General features: G+C 68.4%; 16 protein-coding genes. 6 read left to right on the forward strand and 10 right to left on the reverse strand.

Annotation, left to right across the window (positions count from 1 at the left end):
• Nucleotides 1-43 precede the first annotated feature (43 nt).
• Nucleotides 44-661 (forward strand): TetR/AcrR family transcriptional regulator, encoded by a 618-nt coding sequence (locus tag AC5Y43_RS16365; RefSeq protein WP_499974126.1) that lies wholly within the window; start codon nt 44-46, stop codon nt 659-661.
• On the opposite strand, the gene AC5Y43_RS16370 is transcribed toward AC5Y43_RS16365, so the two are convergent.
• Both AC5Y43_RS16370 and AC5Y43_RS16375 read right to left on the reverse strand, forming a co-directional pair.
• The gene (locus AC5Y43_RS16370) at nt 662-1,516 is read right to left on the reverse strand and encodes a MaoC/PaaZ C-terminal domain-containing protein (protein WP_499974542.1); all 855 of its coding nucleotides are present in this window, start codon (nt 1,514-1,516) and stop codon (nt 662-664) included.
• A 5-nt stretch (nt 1,517-1,521) separates the two neighbouring features.
• Nucleotides 1,522-2,886 (reverse strand): 3-oxoacyl-ACP reductase, encoded by a 1,365-nt coding sequence (locus AC5Y43_RS16375; RefSeq protein ID WP_499974127.1) that lies wholly within the window; start codon nt 2,884-2,886, stop codon nt 1,522-1,524.
• A 122-nt stretch (nt 2,887-3,008) separates the two neighbouring features.
• On the opposite strand from AC5Y43_RS16375, the gene AC5Y43_RS16380 reads away from it, so the two are divergent.
• The gene (locus AC5Y43_RS16380; protein WP_499974129.1) at nt 3,009-4,319 is read left to right on the forward strand and encodes an acetyl-CoA C-acetyltransferase; all 1,311 of its coding nucleotides are present in this window, start codon (nt 3,009-3,011) and stop codon (nt 4,317-4,319) included.
• A 267-nt stretch (nt 4,320-4,586) separates the two neighbouring features.
• Here the strand turns inward: AC5Y43_RS16380 and AC5Y43_RS16385 are convergent, their stop codons facing one another.
• Nucleotides 4,587-6,422, reverse strand: coding sequence for an acyl-CoA dehydrogenase (locus AC5Y43_RS16385; RefSeq protein ID WP_499974131.1), 1,836 nt, complete (start codon nt 6,420-6,422; stop codon nt 4,587-4,589).
• A 320-nt stretch (nt 6,423-6,742) separates the two neighbouring features.
• Here AC5Y43_RS16385 and AC5Y43_RS16390 point away from each other — a divergent pair, with 320 nt between their 5' ends.
• On the forward strand, nt 6,743-7,231 hold the full coding sequence (locus AC5Y43_RS16390) for a flavin reductase family protein (RefSeq protein WP_499974134.1): 489 nt from the start codon (nt 6,743-6,745) through the stop codon (nt 7,229-7,231).
• 15 nt (nt 7,232-7,246) lie between these two features.
• Here AC5Y43_RS16390 and AC5Y43_RS16395 read toward each other — a convergent pair whose 3' ends face one another.
• The 5 genes from AC5Y43_RS16395 to AC5Y43_RS16415 all read right to left on the reverse strand — a co-directional run bounded on the left by AC5Y43_RS16395 (nt 7,247) and on the right by AC5Y43_RS16415 (nt 11,362).
• Nucleotides 7,247-7,402 (reverse strand): hypothetical protein, encoded by a 156-nt coding sequence (locus AC5Y43_RS16395; RefSeq protein ID WP_499974136.1) that lies wholly within the window; start codon nt 7,400-7,402, stop codon nt 7,247-7,249.
• Between the two features lie 30 nt (nt 7,403-7,432).
• Nucleotides 7,433-8,179: a succinate dehydrogenase/fumarate reductase iron-sulfur subunit gene (locus tag AC5Y43_RS16400; RefSeq protein ID WP_499974137.1), complete on the reverse strand. Its 747-nt coding sequence runs from the start codon at nt 8,177-8,179 to the stop codon at nt 7,433-7,435.
• Complete coding sequence (locus AC5Y43_RS16405; protein WP_499974139.1) at nt 8,179-10,107, reverse strand: fumarate reductase/succinate dehydrogenase flavoprotein subunit; 1,929 nt, start codon at nt 10,105-10,107, stop codon at nt 8,179-8,181. The genes AC5Y43_RS16400 and AC5Y43_RS16405 overlap by 1 nt, the downstream gene beginning before the upstream one ends.
• A gap of 41 nt (nt 10,108-10,148) precedes the next feature.
• Nucleotides 10,149-10,976 (reverse strand): succinate dehydrogenase subunit SdhC, encoded by an 828-nt coding sequence (sdhC, locus tag AC5Y43_RS16410; protein ID WP_499974141.1) that lies wholly within the window; start codon nt 10,974-10,976, stop codon nt 10,149-10,151.
• A gap of 89 nt (nt 10,977-11,065) precedes the next feature.
• Nucleotides 11,066-11,362, reverse strand: coding sequence for an Rv0250c family protein (locus AC5Y43_RS16415; protein WP_499974143.1), 297 nt, complete (start codon nt 11,360-11,362; stop codon nt 11,066-11,068).
• A gap of 111 nt (nt 11,363-11,473) precedes the next feature.
• Between AC5Y43_RS16415 and AC5Y43_RS16420 the strand changes: the two genes are divergently transcribed.
• The gene (locus tag AC5Y43_RS16420) at nt 11,474-12,232 is read left to right on the forward strand and encodes an isocitrate lyase/PEP mutase family protein (protein ID WP_499974144.1); all 759 of its coding nucleotides are present in this window, start codon (nt 11,474-11,476) and stop codon (nt 12,230-12,232) included.
• A gap of 89 nt (nt 12,233-12,321) precedes the next feature.
• Here AC5Y43_RS16420 and AC5Y43_RS16425 read toward each other — a convergent pair whose 3' ends face one another.
• Nucleotides 12,322-12,762: an Hsp20/alpha crystallin family protein gene (locus tag AC5Y43_RS16425; protein WP_499974145.1), complete on the reverse strand. Its 441-nt coding sequence runs from the start codon at nt 12,760-12,762 to the stop codon at nt 12,322-12,324.
• A gap of 226 nt (nt 12,763-12,988) precedes the next feature.
• Between AC5Y43_RS16425 and nirB the strand changes: the two genes are divergently transcribed.
• Both nirB and nirD read left to right on the forward strand, forming a co-directional pair.
• A complete protein-coding gene (nirB, locus tag AC5Y43_RS16430) occupies nt 12,989-15,547 on the forward strand; it encodes a nitrite reductase large subunit NirB (RefSeq protein ID WP_499974147.1) in 2,559 nt (852 codons plus the stop codon).
• Nucleotides 15,544-15,918 carry a nitrite reductase small subunit NirD gene (gene nirD, locus AC5Y43_RS16435; protein ID WP_499974148.1) on the forward strand — a complete coding sequence of 125 codons (375 nt, stop codon included), beginning with the start codon at nt 15,544-15,546 and terminating at the stop codon, nt 15,916-15,918. Before nirB ends, nirD begins: the two co-directional genes overlap by 4 nt.
• On the opposite strand, the gene AC5Y43_RS16440 is transcribed toward nirD, so the two are convergent.
• Nucleotides 15,908-16,360, reverse strand: a complete 453-nt coding sequence (locus AC5Y43_RS16440) for a TetR/AcrR family transcriptional regulator (protein WP_499974149.1) — start codon at nt 16,358-16,360, stop codon at nt 15,908-15,910. The two genes, nirD and AC5Y43_RS16440, sit on opposite strands and share 11 nt — an antisense overlap.
• Nucleotides 16,361-16,383: the final 23 nt, after the last annotated feature.

Consider the following 16,383-nt stretch of genomic DNA (forward strand, 5'->3'; position numbering starts at 1 on the left):
TCGTTACTCTGTAGTCAGATAGCCGAGCTAGAGAGGCACGACGATGGCGGGTGGCACCAAGCGGCTACCGCGTGCGGTCCGCGAACAGCAGATGCTGGACGCCGCCGTGCAGATGTTCTCCGTCAACGGCTACCACGAGACCTCGATGGACGCGATCGCCGCCGAGGCGCAGATCTCCAAGCCGATGCTCTACCTGTACTACGGCTCCAAGGAGGACCTGTTCGGCGCCTGCCTGAACCGCGAGCTGAGCCGGTTCATCGACAACGTGCGCGCCGACATCGACTTCCATCAGGGCGCGAAAGACCTGCTGCGCAACGCCATCGGGTCGTTCATGCGCTACATCGACGCCAACCGCGCGTCGTGGATCGTGATGTACACCCAGGCCACCAGCTCGCAGACGTTCGCGCAGACGGTGCGGGAGGGACGCGAGCAGATCATCGAACTGGTCGCCGGGCTCATGCGCGCCGGCAGCCATAGCCCGCGGACCGACGCCCAGTACGAGATGATGGCCGTGGCGCTGGTGGGCGCGGGCGAGGCGATGGCCACCCGGCTCACCACCGGCGACATCGACGTCGACGAGGCGGCCGAGCTGATGATCGACCTGTTCTGGTACGGCCTCAAGGGCACCCCGGAGGACCGCGAAGCGGTAAAAGCCGGCTAACTAGAGCGCGCGCACGCTGGCGGTCAGGTGCGGATAACCCTTGGCGATGTTGCGCAGCGACAGGTCCCAGCCACCGCCGGAGCCCTCGTCGCCCTGGTCGATGTACAGTCCCGCCGTGGCCGGCAATATCAGCGGCTTGCCGAACCGCACCGTGTACTGCACCCGGTCGGGCAGCCTGGCCTCGATGTTGGCCAATACCGCTGCGGCACTGAACATCCCGTGCGCGATGACGGTCGGGAACCCGAACAGCTTGGCCGCGACCGGGTTGGTGTGGATCGGGTTGTGGTCGCCGCCGACGGCGGCGTAGCGGCGGATCCGGCCGGCGCTGACGCGCAACACGGTGCTGGGCGGCGGCAGCTTCGGCTGTTTCTGCGGCGGCGGCTTGGGCTCGTCGGACAGGCTGGTGCGTTGCTGGTGCAGGAAGGTGGTCACCTGGTGCCACGCGGTGTCGTTACCGACGCTGACGTCCGTCACCAGGTCCACCAGCAGCCCCTTGCGGTGTTCGCGCAGGTTCTCGGCGTGCACCCGGACGCCGACGGTGTCGGTCACCGCGATCGGGCGGTACTGCGTGATGCGGTTCTCGGTGTGCACGGAACCCATTGCGGCGAAGGGGAAGTCGAAGCCGGTCACCAGCGACATCAGCGCCGGGAAGGTCAGCGCGAACGGATAGGTCAGCGGCACGTGGTTGCCGTAGCGCAGACCGGTGACGCCCGCGTACTCGGCCACGTTGGAGGCGTCGACGGGGAGGTCCTCGACGGTCACCGTGCGGCTGGGCAGCTGGTCCGAGCGGGGCACCAGCGGCAGCGCCCCGGCCGCCGCGCGCAGCAGGTTTTTCAGGCCGCTTGGCTGGTTCATGGTGGTCACGCCCCCAGCATTGCCTGGCCGCAGACGCGAATGACGTTGCCGGTCACCGCGTTCGAGGCCGGGCTGGCGAAGTAGGCGATCGCCTCGGCGACGTCGACCGGCTGGCCGCCCTGCAGCAGCGAGTTCATCCGCCGGCCCACCTCGCGGGTGGCCAGCGGGATGGCGGCGGTCATCTGGGTCTCGATGAACCCCGGTGCGACGGCGTTGATCGTGATGCCCTTGCCGTAGAGCTCCGGCGCCAGCGCCTGGGTCAGGCCGATCATTCCGGCCTTGGTGGTGGCGTAGTTGGTCTGTCCGCGGTTGCCCGCGATGCCGGCCATCGACGACAGACCGACCACCCGGCCGCCTTCGCCGATGCTGCCGTTGCCGATCAGGCCTTCGGTAAGCCGTTGCGGCGCAAGCAGGTTCACGGCCAGCACGGCATCCCAGCGGGCGTCGTCCATGTTGGCCAACAGCTTGTCGCGGGTGATGCCGGCGTTGTTGACCAACACGTCGGCGTGCCCGGCGTAGTGGTCGGCGAGGTGTTCGGTGATCTTGTCGACGGCGTCGTCGGCGGTGACGTCCAGCCACAGCGCGGTGCCCCCGACCCGGCTGGCGGTCTCGGCCAGCGCCTCGGCGGCCGACTCCACGTCGATCGCGACGACGCGCGCGCCGTCGCGGGCGAACACCTCGGCGATGGTCGCGCCGATGCCGCGCGCGGCGCCGGTCACGACGGCGACCTTGCCGTCCAGCGGCCGGTCCCAGTCGGCCGGCGGGGTGGAATCGGCCTCCCCGATGTAGAAGACCTGGCCGTCGACGTAGGCCGACTTCGCCGACAGGATGAACCGTAGCGTCGACTCGCACCCCGTCGCGGCCGGTTTGGCGTCGGGTGACAGGTACACCAGCTGCACGGTGGAGCCGTTGCGCAGCTCCTTGCCCAGCGAGCGGGTGAAGCCCTCCAGCGCGCGCTGCGCGATCCGCTCGTCGCTGGCGGCCGCGGCGTCGGGGGTGGTGCCCACGACCGCGACGCGCGCGGAGTGCCCGAGGTTGCGCAGCACCGGCGTGAAGAACTCGTGCAGATCCTTGAGGCCGGCCGGCGTGGTGATGCCGGTGGCGTCGAAGACCAGGCCGCCGAAGCGGTCGGCCCACCGGCCGCCGAGGTTGGCGCCCACCACGTCGTAGTCCTTGTCCAGCGCCGCGCGCAACGGCTCGACGACCCTGCCCTCGCCCCCGATCAGCAGGGAGCCGGTCAGCGGGGGGTCGCCGGGTGAGTAGCGGCGCAGGGGCTCGGGCTGCGGGATCCCGAGTTGCTTGGCCAGAAACGATCCGGGACCGGAGTTGACGACCTGCGAGAACAGGTCGGGCGAGAGCTTGGGGGCCACTGAACTGCCTTCCGTTGTCGTTATGAAGCCACCGTATCGGGAGCGAACTTACTTTGGAGTAAGAACCGTGAGTAGTATGGCCGTTGACGGCCTGCCCAAAACTGATACCCCCGGAGAAGACAGTGGCCCCTGCAAGTTCAGAGACCCGGCGGCGAGTCGCCGTGCTGGGTGGCAACCGCATCCCGTTCGCGAGATCCGACGGCGCCTACGCCGACGCGTCCAACCAGGACATGCTCACCGCGGCCCTGGACGGGCTGGTGGAGCGGTTCGGGCTGGCCGGTGAACGGCTGGGCGTGGTGGCCGGCGGCGCCGTGCTCAAGCACAGCCGGGACTTCAACCTGACGCGTGAGTGCGTGCTGGGTTCGGCGCTGTCGTCGTACACGCCGGCGTTCGACGTTCAGCAGGCCTGCGGGACGGGGCTGCAGGCGGCGATCGCGGCGGCCGACGGCGTGGCCTCCGGCCGCTACGAGGTCGCCGCCGCCGGGGGGGTGGACACCACCTCCGACCCGCCGATCGGCCTGGGCGACAACCTGCGCCGCCAGCTGCTCAAGCTGCGCCGGTCGAAGTCCAACCTGCAGCGGCTCAAGCTGGTGGGCACGCTGCCCGCCACCCTGGGGATCGAGATCCCGGCCAACAGCGAGCCGCGCACCGGGCTGTCGATGGGCGAGCACGCCGCCATCACCACCAAGCAGATGGGCATCAAGCGCGTCGACCAGGACGAGCTGGCCGTGGCCAGCCATCGCAACATGGCCGCGGCCTACGATCGCGGCTTCTTCGACGACCTCGTCACGCCGTTTTTGGGCCTGTACCGGGACGACAACCTGCGCCCCAACGCCAGCACCGAGAAGCTGGCGACGCTGCGCCCGGTGTTCGGGGTGAAGGCCGGCGACGCGACCATGACGGCGGGCAACTCCACCCCGCTGACCGACGGCGCCTCGGTCGCGCTGCTGGCCAGCGAGGACTGGGCGGCCGCCCACTCGCTGCCCCCGCTGGCCTTCCTGGTGGACGCGGAGACCGCGGCGGTGGACTACGTCAACGGGCGCGACGGGCTGCTGATGGCGCCCACCTACGCGGTGCCCCGGCTGTTGGCGCGAAATGGGCTGGGACTGCAGGACTTTGATTTCTACGAGATCCACGAGGCGTTCGCGTCGGTGGTGCTCTCACACCTGCAGGCGTGGGAGTCCGAGGAGTACTGCAAGGAGCGGCTCGGCCTCGACGCCGCGCTCGGCCCGATCGACCGGTCCAAGCTCAACGTCAACGGTTCGTCGCTGGCCGCGGGTCACCCGTTCGCCGCGACGGGCGGGCGCATCCTCGCCCAGGCCGCCAAGCAGCTGTTCGAAAAGAAGCAGGAAAAGAAGTCCGGCCCGGTGCGGGCGCTGATCTCGATCTGCGCCGCCGGCGGGCAGGGCGTGGCCGCGATCCTGGAGGCCTGATGGCCGCGCAGACGCCCATGATTTGTGTCACAAGAGGTTACTAACGCGGTCCGAGGGGTATCCGTGCGACCGGATAGCCCCGTGTTGTGGTCTGACCCCCCGACCCCGACGACAATACGGGGCATCCCTGAACCGAGGGTCAGCGCGCGGGCGTACGAAAAGGGCCGCCGCTGGAGTGAGGGGATCCAGCGGCGGTCTTTTTAGGACGCTCGACGCAGACAAAAACCCCGCTTCCACCTGGAAGCGGGGTTTTTGCGTTGGGAACCGTTAGAAAGCGGCCTCGTCGAGCTCCATGATGTCGTTGTCCAGCGTCTCGATCACCTCACGGGTCGCGGCCAACAGCGGCAGGAAGTTCTTCGCGAAGAACGACGCCACCGCGATCTTGCCCTCGTAGAAGGACCGTTCGGCGCCGCTGGCGCCGTCGTCGAGCGCCTGCACGGCCACCGCGGCGTGGCGCTGCAGCAACCAGCCGATCACCAGGTCGCCGACGCTCATCAGGAAGCGCACCGAGCCCAGGCCGACCTTGTAGAGGCTGCTGACGTCCTCCTGGGCGGCCATCAGGTAGCCGGTCAGGGTGGCCGCCATGGCCTGCACGTCGGCCAGCGCCTTGCCCAGCAGCTCGCGCTCGGTCTTCAGCCGGCCGTTGCCGGACTCGCTGTCGACGAACCTCTGGATCTCACCCGACACGTGGGCCAGCGCCACACCCTTGTCGCGGACGATCTTGCGGAAGAAGAAGTCCTGCGCCTGGATGGCCGTGGTGCCCTCGTAGAGCGAGTCGATCTTGGAGTCGCGGATGTATTGCTCGATCGGGTAGTCCTGCAGGAAGCCGGACCCGCCGAGAGTCTGCAGGCTCTCGGTCAGCTTGGCGTAGGCCTGCTCGGAGCCCACCCCCTTGACCACGGGCAGCATCAGGTCGTTGACCTTGACGGCCAGGGCGGCGTCCACCCCGTGCAGCGCCTCGGCGACCGCCGCGTCCTGGTAGGTCGCGGTGTAGAGGTACAGGGCGCGCAGACCCTCGGCGTAGGCCTTCTGGGTCATCAGCGACCGGCGCACGTCCGGGTGGTGGGTGATCGTCACCCGCGGCGCGGCCTTGTCGGTCATCTGGGTCATGTCGGCGCCCTGGACCCGCTCCTTGGCGTATTCCAGCGCATTGAGGTAACCCGTCGACAGCGTGGCGATCGCCTTGGTGCCCACCATCATCCGGGCCATCTCGATGACCTCGAACATCTGCGCGATGCCGTTGTGCACCTCGCCGACCAGCCAGCCCTTGGCGGGCACACCGTGCTGGCCGAGCGACAGCTCACAGGTCGCCGAGACCTTCAGGCCCATCTTGTGCTCGACGTTGGTGACGAAGACGCCGTTGCGCTCGCCCGGCTCGCCGGTCTCGGGGTCGAACAGGAACTTGGGCACGATGAACAGCGACAGGCCCTTGGTGCCGGGGCCGGCGCCCTCGGGGCGGGCCAGCACCAGATGGACGATGTTCTCGAACAGGTCGCCGGAGTCCGCGGAGGTGATGAACCGCTTGACGCCGTCGATGTGCCAGGAGCCGTCCTCCTGCTGGACGGCCTTGGTCCGGCCGGCGCCCACGTCCGAACCGGCGTCCGGCTCGGTGAGCACCATGGTGGCGCCCCAGCCGCGCTCGGCGCACAGCACCGCCCACTTCCTCTGCTGCTCGGTGCCGAGGTGGTAGATGATGTTGGCGAACCCGGCCCCGCCGGCGTACATCCACACCGCGGGGTTGGCGCCGAGAATGTGCTCGTGCAGCGCCCACACCAGCGCCTTGGGCATCGGCATGCCGCCCAGCACCTCGTCGATGCCGGCCTTGTCCCAGCCGGCCTCGACGACCGCCTGCACCGACTTCTTGAAGGGCTCGGGCAGCGTCACCGAGTGGGTCTCCGGGTCGAACACCGGCGGGTTGCGGTCACCGTCGACGAACGACTCCGCGACCGGCCCCTCGGCCAGCCTGCTGATCTCGGTGAGCATTTCCTGGACGGTGTCGACGTCCAGGTCGGCGTAGTCGCCTTGTCCTAAAGCCTTGTCAACGCCGAATACCTCGAACAGGTTGAACACCTGGTCACGGACGTTGCTCTTGTAGTGGCTCACTACGGTCCTCCTCGTTGAGAATGCCACTCGTGGTTGGGTACTAGGGCTAAGTTACCCACCAGTAACTACCCTAAAATATATCCGTTATCCGGTGGACGCAAGCGAGTGTGAGCTAAATTCCATCAGCTAACTAACCAACCGGTTGGGGAGCGTGGAATTATCCGGCTGACCTGCGGAAATAAACGACGATGACGGACGTGGGGCCCGTCACAGCGTCGCGCGGGGGGGCACCCGGCGGGTTCCGGCGACGGCCCGTCGCCGGTTGGGTAGGGTCGCTGCAGGATAAACCGTCTTCGACGTCGAGGGGCGAATCAGGTCCGGTGAACTCATCGAGCAAGCTGACACCGTCGTCCCTGCGCGAGGCTTTCGGACACTTCCCGTCCGGCGTGGTGGCGATCGCCGCCGAGGTCGAAGGGGCCCGGGAAGGCCTGGCGGCCAGCACGTTCGTCCCCGTCTCGCTCGAACCGCCGCTGGTGTCGTTCTGCGTGCAGAACACCTCGACGACATGGCCGAAGCTCAAGGGCGTGCCCATGCTCGGCATCAGCGTGCTCGGCGAGGTCCACGACGCGGCGGCGCGCACGCTGGCGGCCAAGACGGGGGACCGGTTCGCGGGCTTGGAGACGGTGTCGCGCACCAGCGGGGCGGTCTTCATCAAGGGCACCGGGCTGTGGCTGGAGAGCGCGATCGAGCAGCTGATCCCCGCCGGGGACCACACCATCGTGGTGTTGCGGGTGAGTGAAGTGACCGTGGACGCCGAGGTGGCGCCCATTGTGTTTCACCGCAGTACGTTCCGCCGGCTCGGGGTGTGACCGGCTAGGCCCGAGCTACGGCCGGTGGCTGAGCTCTTCCCGGTAGCCGGCGATGCGCCGCTCGATCTCGGCGGCGTCGTCGTGCCGGCCCTCTTTGTGCGCGAGCTCGGCCCGCACCGACAACTCGTGGATCGCGGTGCGGATCTCGTTGATGCTGGTGGTTCCTCGCATGGGTCCCGGGTACCCGATGCCGCCGCGGGCTTAACGCCGGAACAGCTTGTTGCCCAGCCACACCACGGGGTCGTAGCGGCGACCGGCGACGCGCTCCTTCATCGGGATGATGGCGTTGTCGGTGATCTTGATGCCCTCGGGGCAGACCTCGGTGCAGCACTTGGTGATGTTGCACATTCCGATACCCGCCTCGTCCTGGGCGAGGTCGCGCCGGTCTCCCGTGTCGAGCGGATGCATCTCCAACTCCGCGATCCGAATGAAAAAGCGCGGCCCGGCGAACGACTTCTTGTTGTCCTCGTGGTCGCGAATTACGTGGCAGACGTTCTGGCACAGGAAGCACTCGATGCACTTGCGGAATTCCTGCGAGCGCTGGACGTCGGCCTGCGCCATCCGGTACTCGCCGGGCTGCAAGTCCTTGGGTGGCGCGAAAGACGGTATCTCGCGGGCCTTTTCGTAGTTGAACGACACGTCGGTGACCAGGTCGCGAATCACCGGGAACGTCCGCATCGGCGTCACGGTCACGACCTCGTCCTCGGCGAACGTCGACATCCGCGTCATGCACATCAACCGCGGGTAGCCGTTGATCTCGGCCGAACAAGATCCGCACTTGCCCGCCTTGCAGTTCCACCGCACGGCGAGGTCGGGCGTCTGGGTCTGCTGCAGGCGATGGATGATGTCGAGCACCACCTCGCCCTCGTTGACCTCGACCGTGAAGTCCTGCAGCGCGCCGCCGGCCTCGTCGCCGCGCCACAGCCGCATCGTGGCGTTGTAGGTCATCAGCTCTCCGTCCTGGGGGTCCGTCCTGGGTGGTCGGCCAGCTCTTCGTCGGTGTAGTACTTCTCCAGCTCGGAGATCTCGAAGAGCTCCAGCAGATCCGGCCGCATCGGCGTCTGGTCTTCCCGCGTGATGGTGATGTCGGGGACCACCTCGTCGCCGCCGGCAGCGCGGCAGACCAGCAACACGTTGCGCCACGTCGATTCCATCGAGGGGTGGTCGTCGCGGGTGTGACCGCCGCGGCTCTCGGTGCGCTGCAGCGCGGCCTTGGCGACGCACTCGCTGACCAGCAGCATGTTGCGCAGGTCGATGGCCAGGTTCCAGCCGGGGTTGTACTGGCGGTGGCCCTCGACCTTGATGTTCCTGAACCGCTCACGCAGCTTGTCCAGCCGCGCCAGGGCCTCGGAGATCTCGTCGGCCTTGCGGATGATGCCCACCAGGTCGTTCATCGACTGCTGCAGTTCCAGCTGCAGGGTGTAGGGGTTCTCGGCCGGCGCGCCGTTCGTCGGCCCTTCGAAGGGGGCCAGCGCCCGTTTGGCCGCGGTTTCGATGGCCTCCTCGGCGACGCCAGGGCGGCTGCTCAGGGCGCGCACGTAGTCGGCGGCCCCCAGGCCGGCGCGGCGGCCGAACACCAGCAGGTCCGACAGCGAGTTGCCGCCCAGGCGGTTCGAGCCGTGCATGCCGCCGGAGCACTCGCCGGCCGCGAACAGCCCGGACACCGTGGCCGCGCCGGTGTCGGCGTCGACCTCGACGCCGCCCATCACGTAGTGGCAGGTGGGCCCGACTTCCATTGGCTCCTTGGTGATGTCGACGCCGGCCAGCTCCTTGAACTGGTGGTACATCGACGGCAGCCGCCGGTTGATCTCCGCCGGCGTCAGCCGCGACGCGATGTCGAGGAACACCCCGCCGTGCGGGCTGCCGCGGCCCGCTTTGACCTCCGAGTTGATCGCGCGCGCGACCTCATCGCGCGGCAGCAGGTCCGGGGTGCGCCGGGCCGAGTCGTTGTCCTTGAGCCATTGGTCGGCCTCTTGCTCGCTCTCGGCGTACTGACCCTTGAACACCGACGGGATGTAGTCGAACATGAACCGCTTGCCGTCGGAGTTCTTCAGCACCCCGCCATCCCCGCGCACGCCCTCGGTGACGAGGATCCCCTTGACGCTCGGCGGCCACACCATGCCCGTCGGGTGGAACTGGACGAACTCCATGTTGATCAGCGACGCGCCCGCGCGCAGCGCCAGCGCGTGCCCGTCGCCGGTGTACTCCCAGGAGTTGGAGGTCACCTTGAACGACTTGCCGATCCCGCCGGTGGCCAGCACCACCGCGGGCGCCTCGAACACGACGAACCGGCCGCTTTCGCGCCAGTAGCCGAACGCGCCGGCGATCCGGTCACCGTCTTTGAGCAGCTCGGTGATCGTGCATTCGGCGAACACCCGGATGCGGGCCTCGTAGTCGCCGACCTCGGCGTAGTCCTCCTGCTGCAGCGAAACGATCTTCTGCTGCATGGTGCGGATTAGCTCGAGCCCGGTGCGGTCGCCGACGTGCGCCAGCCGCGGGTAGGTGTGCCCGCCGAAGTTGCGCTGGCTGATCTTGCCGTCCTTGAGGCGGTCGAACAGCGCGCCGTAGGTCTCCAGCTCCCAGACCCGGTCCGGGGCCTCCTTGGCGTGCAGTTCGGCCATGCGCCAGTTGTTGAGGAATTTCCCGCCGCGCATCGTGTCGCCGAAGTGGGTCTGCCAGTTGTCCTTCGGGTTGGTGTTGCCCATCGACGCCGCGCAGCCGCCCTCGGCCATCACCGTGTGGGCCTTGCCGAACAGGGATTTCGACACCACCGCGACCTTGAGACCGCGCTCCCGCGCTTCGATGACCGCGCGCAGGCCCGCGCCGCCGGCACCGATCACGACCACGTCGTAGGAGTGCCGTTCGACCTCAACCATGAAACCTCGCTAGCTAATTCTGATCGTTCCCGAATGGCGTGTCAGCCAACAAATCTCAGGTCGCTGATGGTTCCGCTGGCCACCAGGGCAACGTAGAAATCGGTGAGCATCAGCGTGCCCAGCGTGATCCAGGCGAATTGCTTGTGCCGGGTGTTGATGACGCTGACCTGGGTCCAAATCCAGTACCGCACAGGGTTCTTGGAGAAGTGCTTGAGCCGCCCGCCGGTTACGTGCCGGCAGGAATGGCAGGACAGCGTGTAGATCCACAGCATGATGACGTTGCCGAGCAGGATCAGATTGCCCAGACCGAAGCCGAATCCGCCCGGCCCCTCGTCGGAATGGAAGGCGACGATGGCGTCGTAGCTGTTGATCAGCGAGATGATGACCGCGATGTAGAAGAAGTACCGGTGGGTGTTCTGGACGATCAGCGGGAATTTGGTCTCGCCGGTGTAGTGCACGCGCGGCTCGGCCACCGCGCAGGCGGTGGGCGACTGCCACACCGTGCGGTAGTAGGCGCCACGGTAGTAGTAACAGGTCAGCCGGAAGAGCAGCAGAAACGGCAACGACACCGCCGCGTAGGGCAGCCACCACAAGTTCGGCAGGAACTGCGGCCAGATGTCGCCGGCCTCACCGCACGCCTTGCTCACGCACGGCGAGTAGAACGGCGTGAGGTAGTGGTATTTGCCGACGAAGAAGTAGTTCTGCTGGAACGCGCGCGCCGTCGCGTAGATGAGGAATGCGGCGAACCCCAGGTCGATCCGCAGCGGCGACATCCACCACCGGTCGGTGCGCAGGGTCCGCTGCGAGAGGCGGGCGCGTGTCGGTGAAAAAACACCGGACGCAGGACGGTTCGCCGTGGGTGCGCTCATCAAGTGTTCCTCTTCGAACGGGCTGTTGGTCGAAGGGTACACAGGAAGAACCCTCCCTTTTGCGGGGGGCTTGGGTTGTCAGATGTCGGTCAGGACCTGTTGTGACCCCCGACACCCTCGTCGTCGACATCGCGCCAGAAATCGCTGTCGTACTGGGTGTCGGGAATGACGATCTTGTCGCCGGACTGCTGCACGGTGGCGCGCGCCAGATCCAATTCGGAGACATCGGTATCCAGCAATTCGACGTCGGACAGGATCCGGTCGGCGTCGATGACGATGCGGCGCATCGCCGGGCTGTCGCCGTAGCGAGCCTTCAAAGAGCCCACGCACCGCCGCAAGCCGCCGATGAGGTCGTGCAGTTCGGCGAGTTCGGTGGTGGTGGACAAAGGATCTCCTAGGGCCGGGGTGTCACGGATCACAGTACGCCCCCGATACTATCCACGGCTTGGCCCTAATGTCAGAAACTCACGTCGGGGGACCCAGGGAGCAAACACGCCATGACAACTCAGAACATTGCGGAGCGGGCCACGGCACTGCTCGAGCTGCACCAGCCGGGCAATCCGGTGATCCTGCCGACCGTGTGGGACGCGTGGTCGGCCCGGCTGGCCACCGGCGCCGGGTTTGCGGCGCTGACCGTCGGCAGCCACCCGCTCGCCGACTCGATCGGCAAACCGGACGGCGAGGGCATGTCGTTCGACGACGCGCTGGCCCGCGTCGCCCAGATCACCGCCGCCGTCGACGTGCCGGTGTCGGTGGACGTCGAATCCGGCTACGGGCAGCCGGCGGCGCGGCTGATCGACGGATTGCTGAGCGCCGGCGCCGTCGGGCTGAACATCGAGGACACCGTGCACTCGGAGGGCAAGCGGCTGCGGTCGGCGGCCGAACACGCCGAACTGGTTGCAGCGCTGCGCTCGGCCGCCGACGCCGCCGACGTGCACGTCGTGATCAACGCCCGCACCGATCTGTTCCTGCGTAAGGAGGGCGACGACGCGGATCGCGTCGAACGCGCGGTGGCGCGGCTGACCGAGGCCGCCGCCGCGGGCGCCGACGTGCTGTACCCGGTCGGCCGCCACGACCCGGAAACGTTGCGGCGCTTGGCCGCCGAGTTGCCGCTGCCGATCAACGCGATCGCGCTGCCCGACCAGGACGACCCGGCCTCGTTCGGCCCGCTGGGCGTCGCGCGGATCAGCTTCGGGCCGTTTTTCCAGGCCGCGCTCGGGACCCGGGCCAACGAGCTGCTGGCCCGCTGGAGTTAGGGCCCCCCAAAGCGGGGGCTTCGCACGCGAACCGGCGGGGCCGCCGAGAGTGGCTGCGGCCCCGCCGGATTGCGGGGGACTACGCCGGATTACCGGGTGATCTCGATGCGCTGCGCCTGCGCGCCCGAGTAGGCACCCGTGACCCGCACCGTCAGCACGCCCGCGTCGTACGACGCCGCGATGGCCTCGCCGGTGACGTGCGCGGGCAGCTGGAACGTCCGGCGGAACGACCCGTAGCGGATCTCGCGCAGGGTCCGGCCGTCTTCCTCCTCCGCGTGCTCGTCGCGGTGCTCGCCATGGATGACCAGGCGGCCCTTGTCGACCTCGACGTTGACGTCCTTCTCCACGTCGACGCCGGGCAGTTCGACGCGGACCACCGCGTCGTCGCCGTCCTTGACGATCTCCGCGGCCGGCCGCAATCCGCTCGGCACCGGCTTGAACCAGTCCGTCGTGGCGGCGGGCCCGAAAAAGTCGCGCACCCACCGGTCGGTGTCCCAAGCCGGCCGCGACCACAATGCGAGGTTGCTCATGGGGCTTTCCTCCTGCTTCCTTGTCGTTTCCTTGTGAGTTAGCTGTGACCGGCGGGTTCACCGGTTCGCTATATGTAGAAACCTGAGTGGACCCCGCTTAAGTTCCACCTGGGTGTTCGCCCGCGGCGAACAGATTCACGCCCCCCGCGGTGAGGTGTGAGCGCGCCGTCATGTGGACGTCACATTTCGCGATTTCCCCTTAATTTGGCGCCCCTACCCTCATGGCATGGCCGCATCCGAAACCCCGGGCGAGCACTGTGCTGCGCGTCACGTCATCGTGGTCGGGCACGGCATGGTGGGCCACCGGCTGGTGGAGGCGCTGCGCGCGCGCGACACCGAAGGGCTATGGCGCGTCACGGTTTTGGCCGAGGAGGCCGACGCCGCCTACGACCGCGTCGGGCTGACCTCCTACACCGAAGGCTGGGAGCGCGGGCTGCTCGCGCTGCCCGGCAACGACTACGCCGGCGACGAGCGGGTCCGGCTGCTGCTCGGCGCCCGGGTCACCGAGATCGACCGCGGCACAAAATCGGTGGCCACCGCGGACGGACAGCGGCACGGCTACGACGCGCTGGTGCTGGCCACCGGGTCCTACGCCTTCGTCCCGCCGGTGCCCGGCCACGACCTGCCGCACTGCCACGTCTACCGCACCCTCGACGACCTCGACGCCATCCGCGCCGGCGCCGACAGCGCCCGCGGCGCGGCCGGCGTGGTGATCGGCGGCGGCCTGCTGGGCCTCGAGGCCGCTAATGCGCTGCGCCAGTTCGGGTTACCGACCCACGTCGTCGAGATGATGCCGCGGCTGATGGCCCAGCAGATCGACGAGGCCGGCGGCGCGCTGCTGGCCCGGATGATCACCGACCTCGGCATCGCGGTGCACGTCGGCACGGGCACCGAATCGATCGAACCCGTTGCGCGACCGGACGGCTCGCCCGCGGCGCGGGTGCGGCTCACCGACGGCCAGCTGATCGACGCCGGCGTGGTGATCTTCGCGGCCGGGATCCGGCCGCGCGACGAGCTGGCGGCGGCCGCGGGGCTGACGCTCGCCGACCGCGGCGGCGTGCTCACCGACCTGGCTTGCCGGACAAGCGATCCCGACGTCTACGCGATCGGGGAGGTCGCCGCGATCGACGGGCGGTGCTACGGTCTGGTCGCCCCGGGCTACACCTCGGCCGAGGTCGTCGTCGACCGGCTGCTGGGCGGCGCCGCGGAATTCCCCGAGCCGGACCTGTCGACCAAGCTCAAGCTGCTCGGCGTCGACGTGGCCAGCTTCGGCGACGCGATGGGCGTCACCGATAACTGCCTCGAGGTCGTCGTCAACGACGCGGTGAACCGCACCTACGCCAAGCTGGTGCTGTCCGACGACGCCAAGACCCTGCTGGGCGGGGTGCTGGTGGGCGACGCCTCGTCGTACGGGGTGCTGCGGCCGATGGTCGGCAGCGAGCTGCCCGGCGACCCGCTCGCCCTGATCGCCCCGGCGCAGGCCGACGGCGCCGCGGCCCTGGGCGTTGGGGCGCTACCTGATTCGGCGCAGATCTGCTCGTGCAACAACGTCACCAAGGGCGACCTGAAGGACGCGATCGCCGGCGGCTGCGCCGACGTGCCGGCGCTCAAGTCGTGCACCGCGGCAGGCACCTCGTGCGGGTCGTGCGTGCCGCTGCTCAAGCAGCTGCTCGAAGCCGAGGGCGTGGCGCAGTCCAAGGCGCTGTGCGAGCACTTCGCCCAGTCGCGCGCGGAGCTCTTCGAAATCATCTCCGCCACCGAGATCCGGACCTTCTCCGGGCTGCTGGAGCATTTCGGCACCGGAATGGGTTGCGACATCTGCAAACCCGTCGTCGCGTCCATCCTGGCGTCCACCGGCTCCGAGCACATCCTCGACGGCGAGCAGGCCGCGCTGCAGGACTCCAACGACCACTTCCTGGCCAACATCCAGCGCAACGGCAGCTACTCCGTGGTCCCTCGTGTTCCCGGCGGCGACATCAAGCCGGAGCACCTGATCCTGATCGGCGAGATCGCCCAGGACTTCGGGCTTTACACCAAGATCACCGGCGGCCAGCGGATCGACCTGTTCGGCGCCCGGGTGGACCAGCTGCCGCAGATCTGGAAGCGGCTGGTCGACGGCGGCATGGAATCCGGTCACGCCTACGGCAAGGCGCTGCGCACCGTGAAGAGCTGCGTGGGCAGCGACTGGTGCCGCTACGGCCAGCAGGATTCGGTGCAGTTGGCCATCGACCTGGAGCTGCGGTACCGCGGCCTGCGCGCCCCGCACAAACTCAAGCTCGGCGTCTCGGGATGCGCGCGGGAGTGCGCCGAGGCGCGCGGCAAGGACGTCGGCGTCATCGCCACCGAAAAGGGTTGGAACCTCTACGTCGGCGGCAACGGCGGCATGACGCCCAGGCACGCCCAGTTGCTGGCCGGCGACCTGGACACCGAGACGCTGGTCCGCTACATCGACCGGTTCCTGATGTACTACATCCGCACCGCCGACCGGTTGCAGCGCACCGCGCCGTGGGTCGAAGCGCTGGACGGCGGCCTGGATCACGTGCGCGAGGTCGTGTGCGACGACTCGCTGGGCCTGGCCGGCGAATTCGAGGCCGCGATGGGGCGGCATGTGCGGAACTACCAGTGCGAATGGAAGGGCGTGCTGGAGGATCCGGACAAGCTGTCGCGGTTCGTGTCCTTCGTCAACGCCCCGGACGCCGTCGACTCGACGGTGACCTTCACCGAGCGCGCCGGGCGCAAAGTGCCTGTGCCCATTGGCATGCCGAGATTCAGGGAGGAAGCATGACGCTGCTCAACGACCTTCAGGTGTGGACGACCGCCTGCTCCTACGAGCGCCTCACCCCGGGCCGCGGCGTCGGGGTGCTCCTCGACGACGGCACCCAGGCGGCCCTGTTCCGCCTGGACGACGGGTCGGTGCACGCGGTCGGCAACGTCGACCCGTTCTCGGGGGCCGCGGTGCTCTCGCGGGGGATCGTCGGCGACCGGGGCGGGCGCGCCACGGTCCAATCCCCGTTGCTGAAGCAGGCTTTCGCGCTCGAGGACGGCACCTGCCTGGACGACCCGCGGGTCTCGGTGCCGGTGTACCGGGTCCGGGTGACGCCCGCGGGCCAGATCCAGGTCGGGCGGATCGCCGAGCCGGTGGCCCTCAGCGCGTGATGTCGCCGACCAGGTAGCGCTGCATCGTCGGGCCGATCGCGTCGACGATGGTGTCCACCGACATCGAGTGCAGCGGCTCGGACCGGACCCCGTAACGCATGATGCCCAGCCCCACCAGCTGGGAGGCGCACAGCGATGCGCGCACCGCGACCTTGTCGGCGCCCAGCATCTTGAGGACCGGGCCGAAAATCGGTCCGATGAACATGCTCTCCACGATCTCGGCGGTCTTGGCCATCCCGGTCGACGCGACGGCGCTGGCCGCGAACGGCCCGCCGCCGGCCGCGTCCCAGGTGGTGATCAGCAGGTGCAGCGTCCGCCGGCCCACCTGGTTGACCCCGCCGGTGACGATCCGGTCGATGAACTCCGGTGTGCCGAACGGGAACCGCAGCATCTTAGCCACCGGGTCGAGAATCCCCCGCGAGGGCTCTTCGCGACGAGCCATGCAGCCAGGATTGCCGGTATGCG

The organism is Mycobacterium sp. NGS57 (assembly GCF_059812405.1).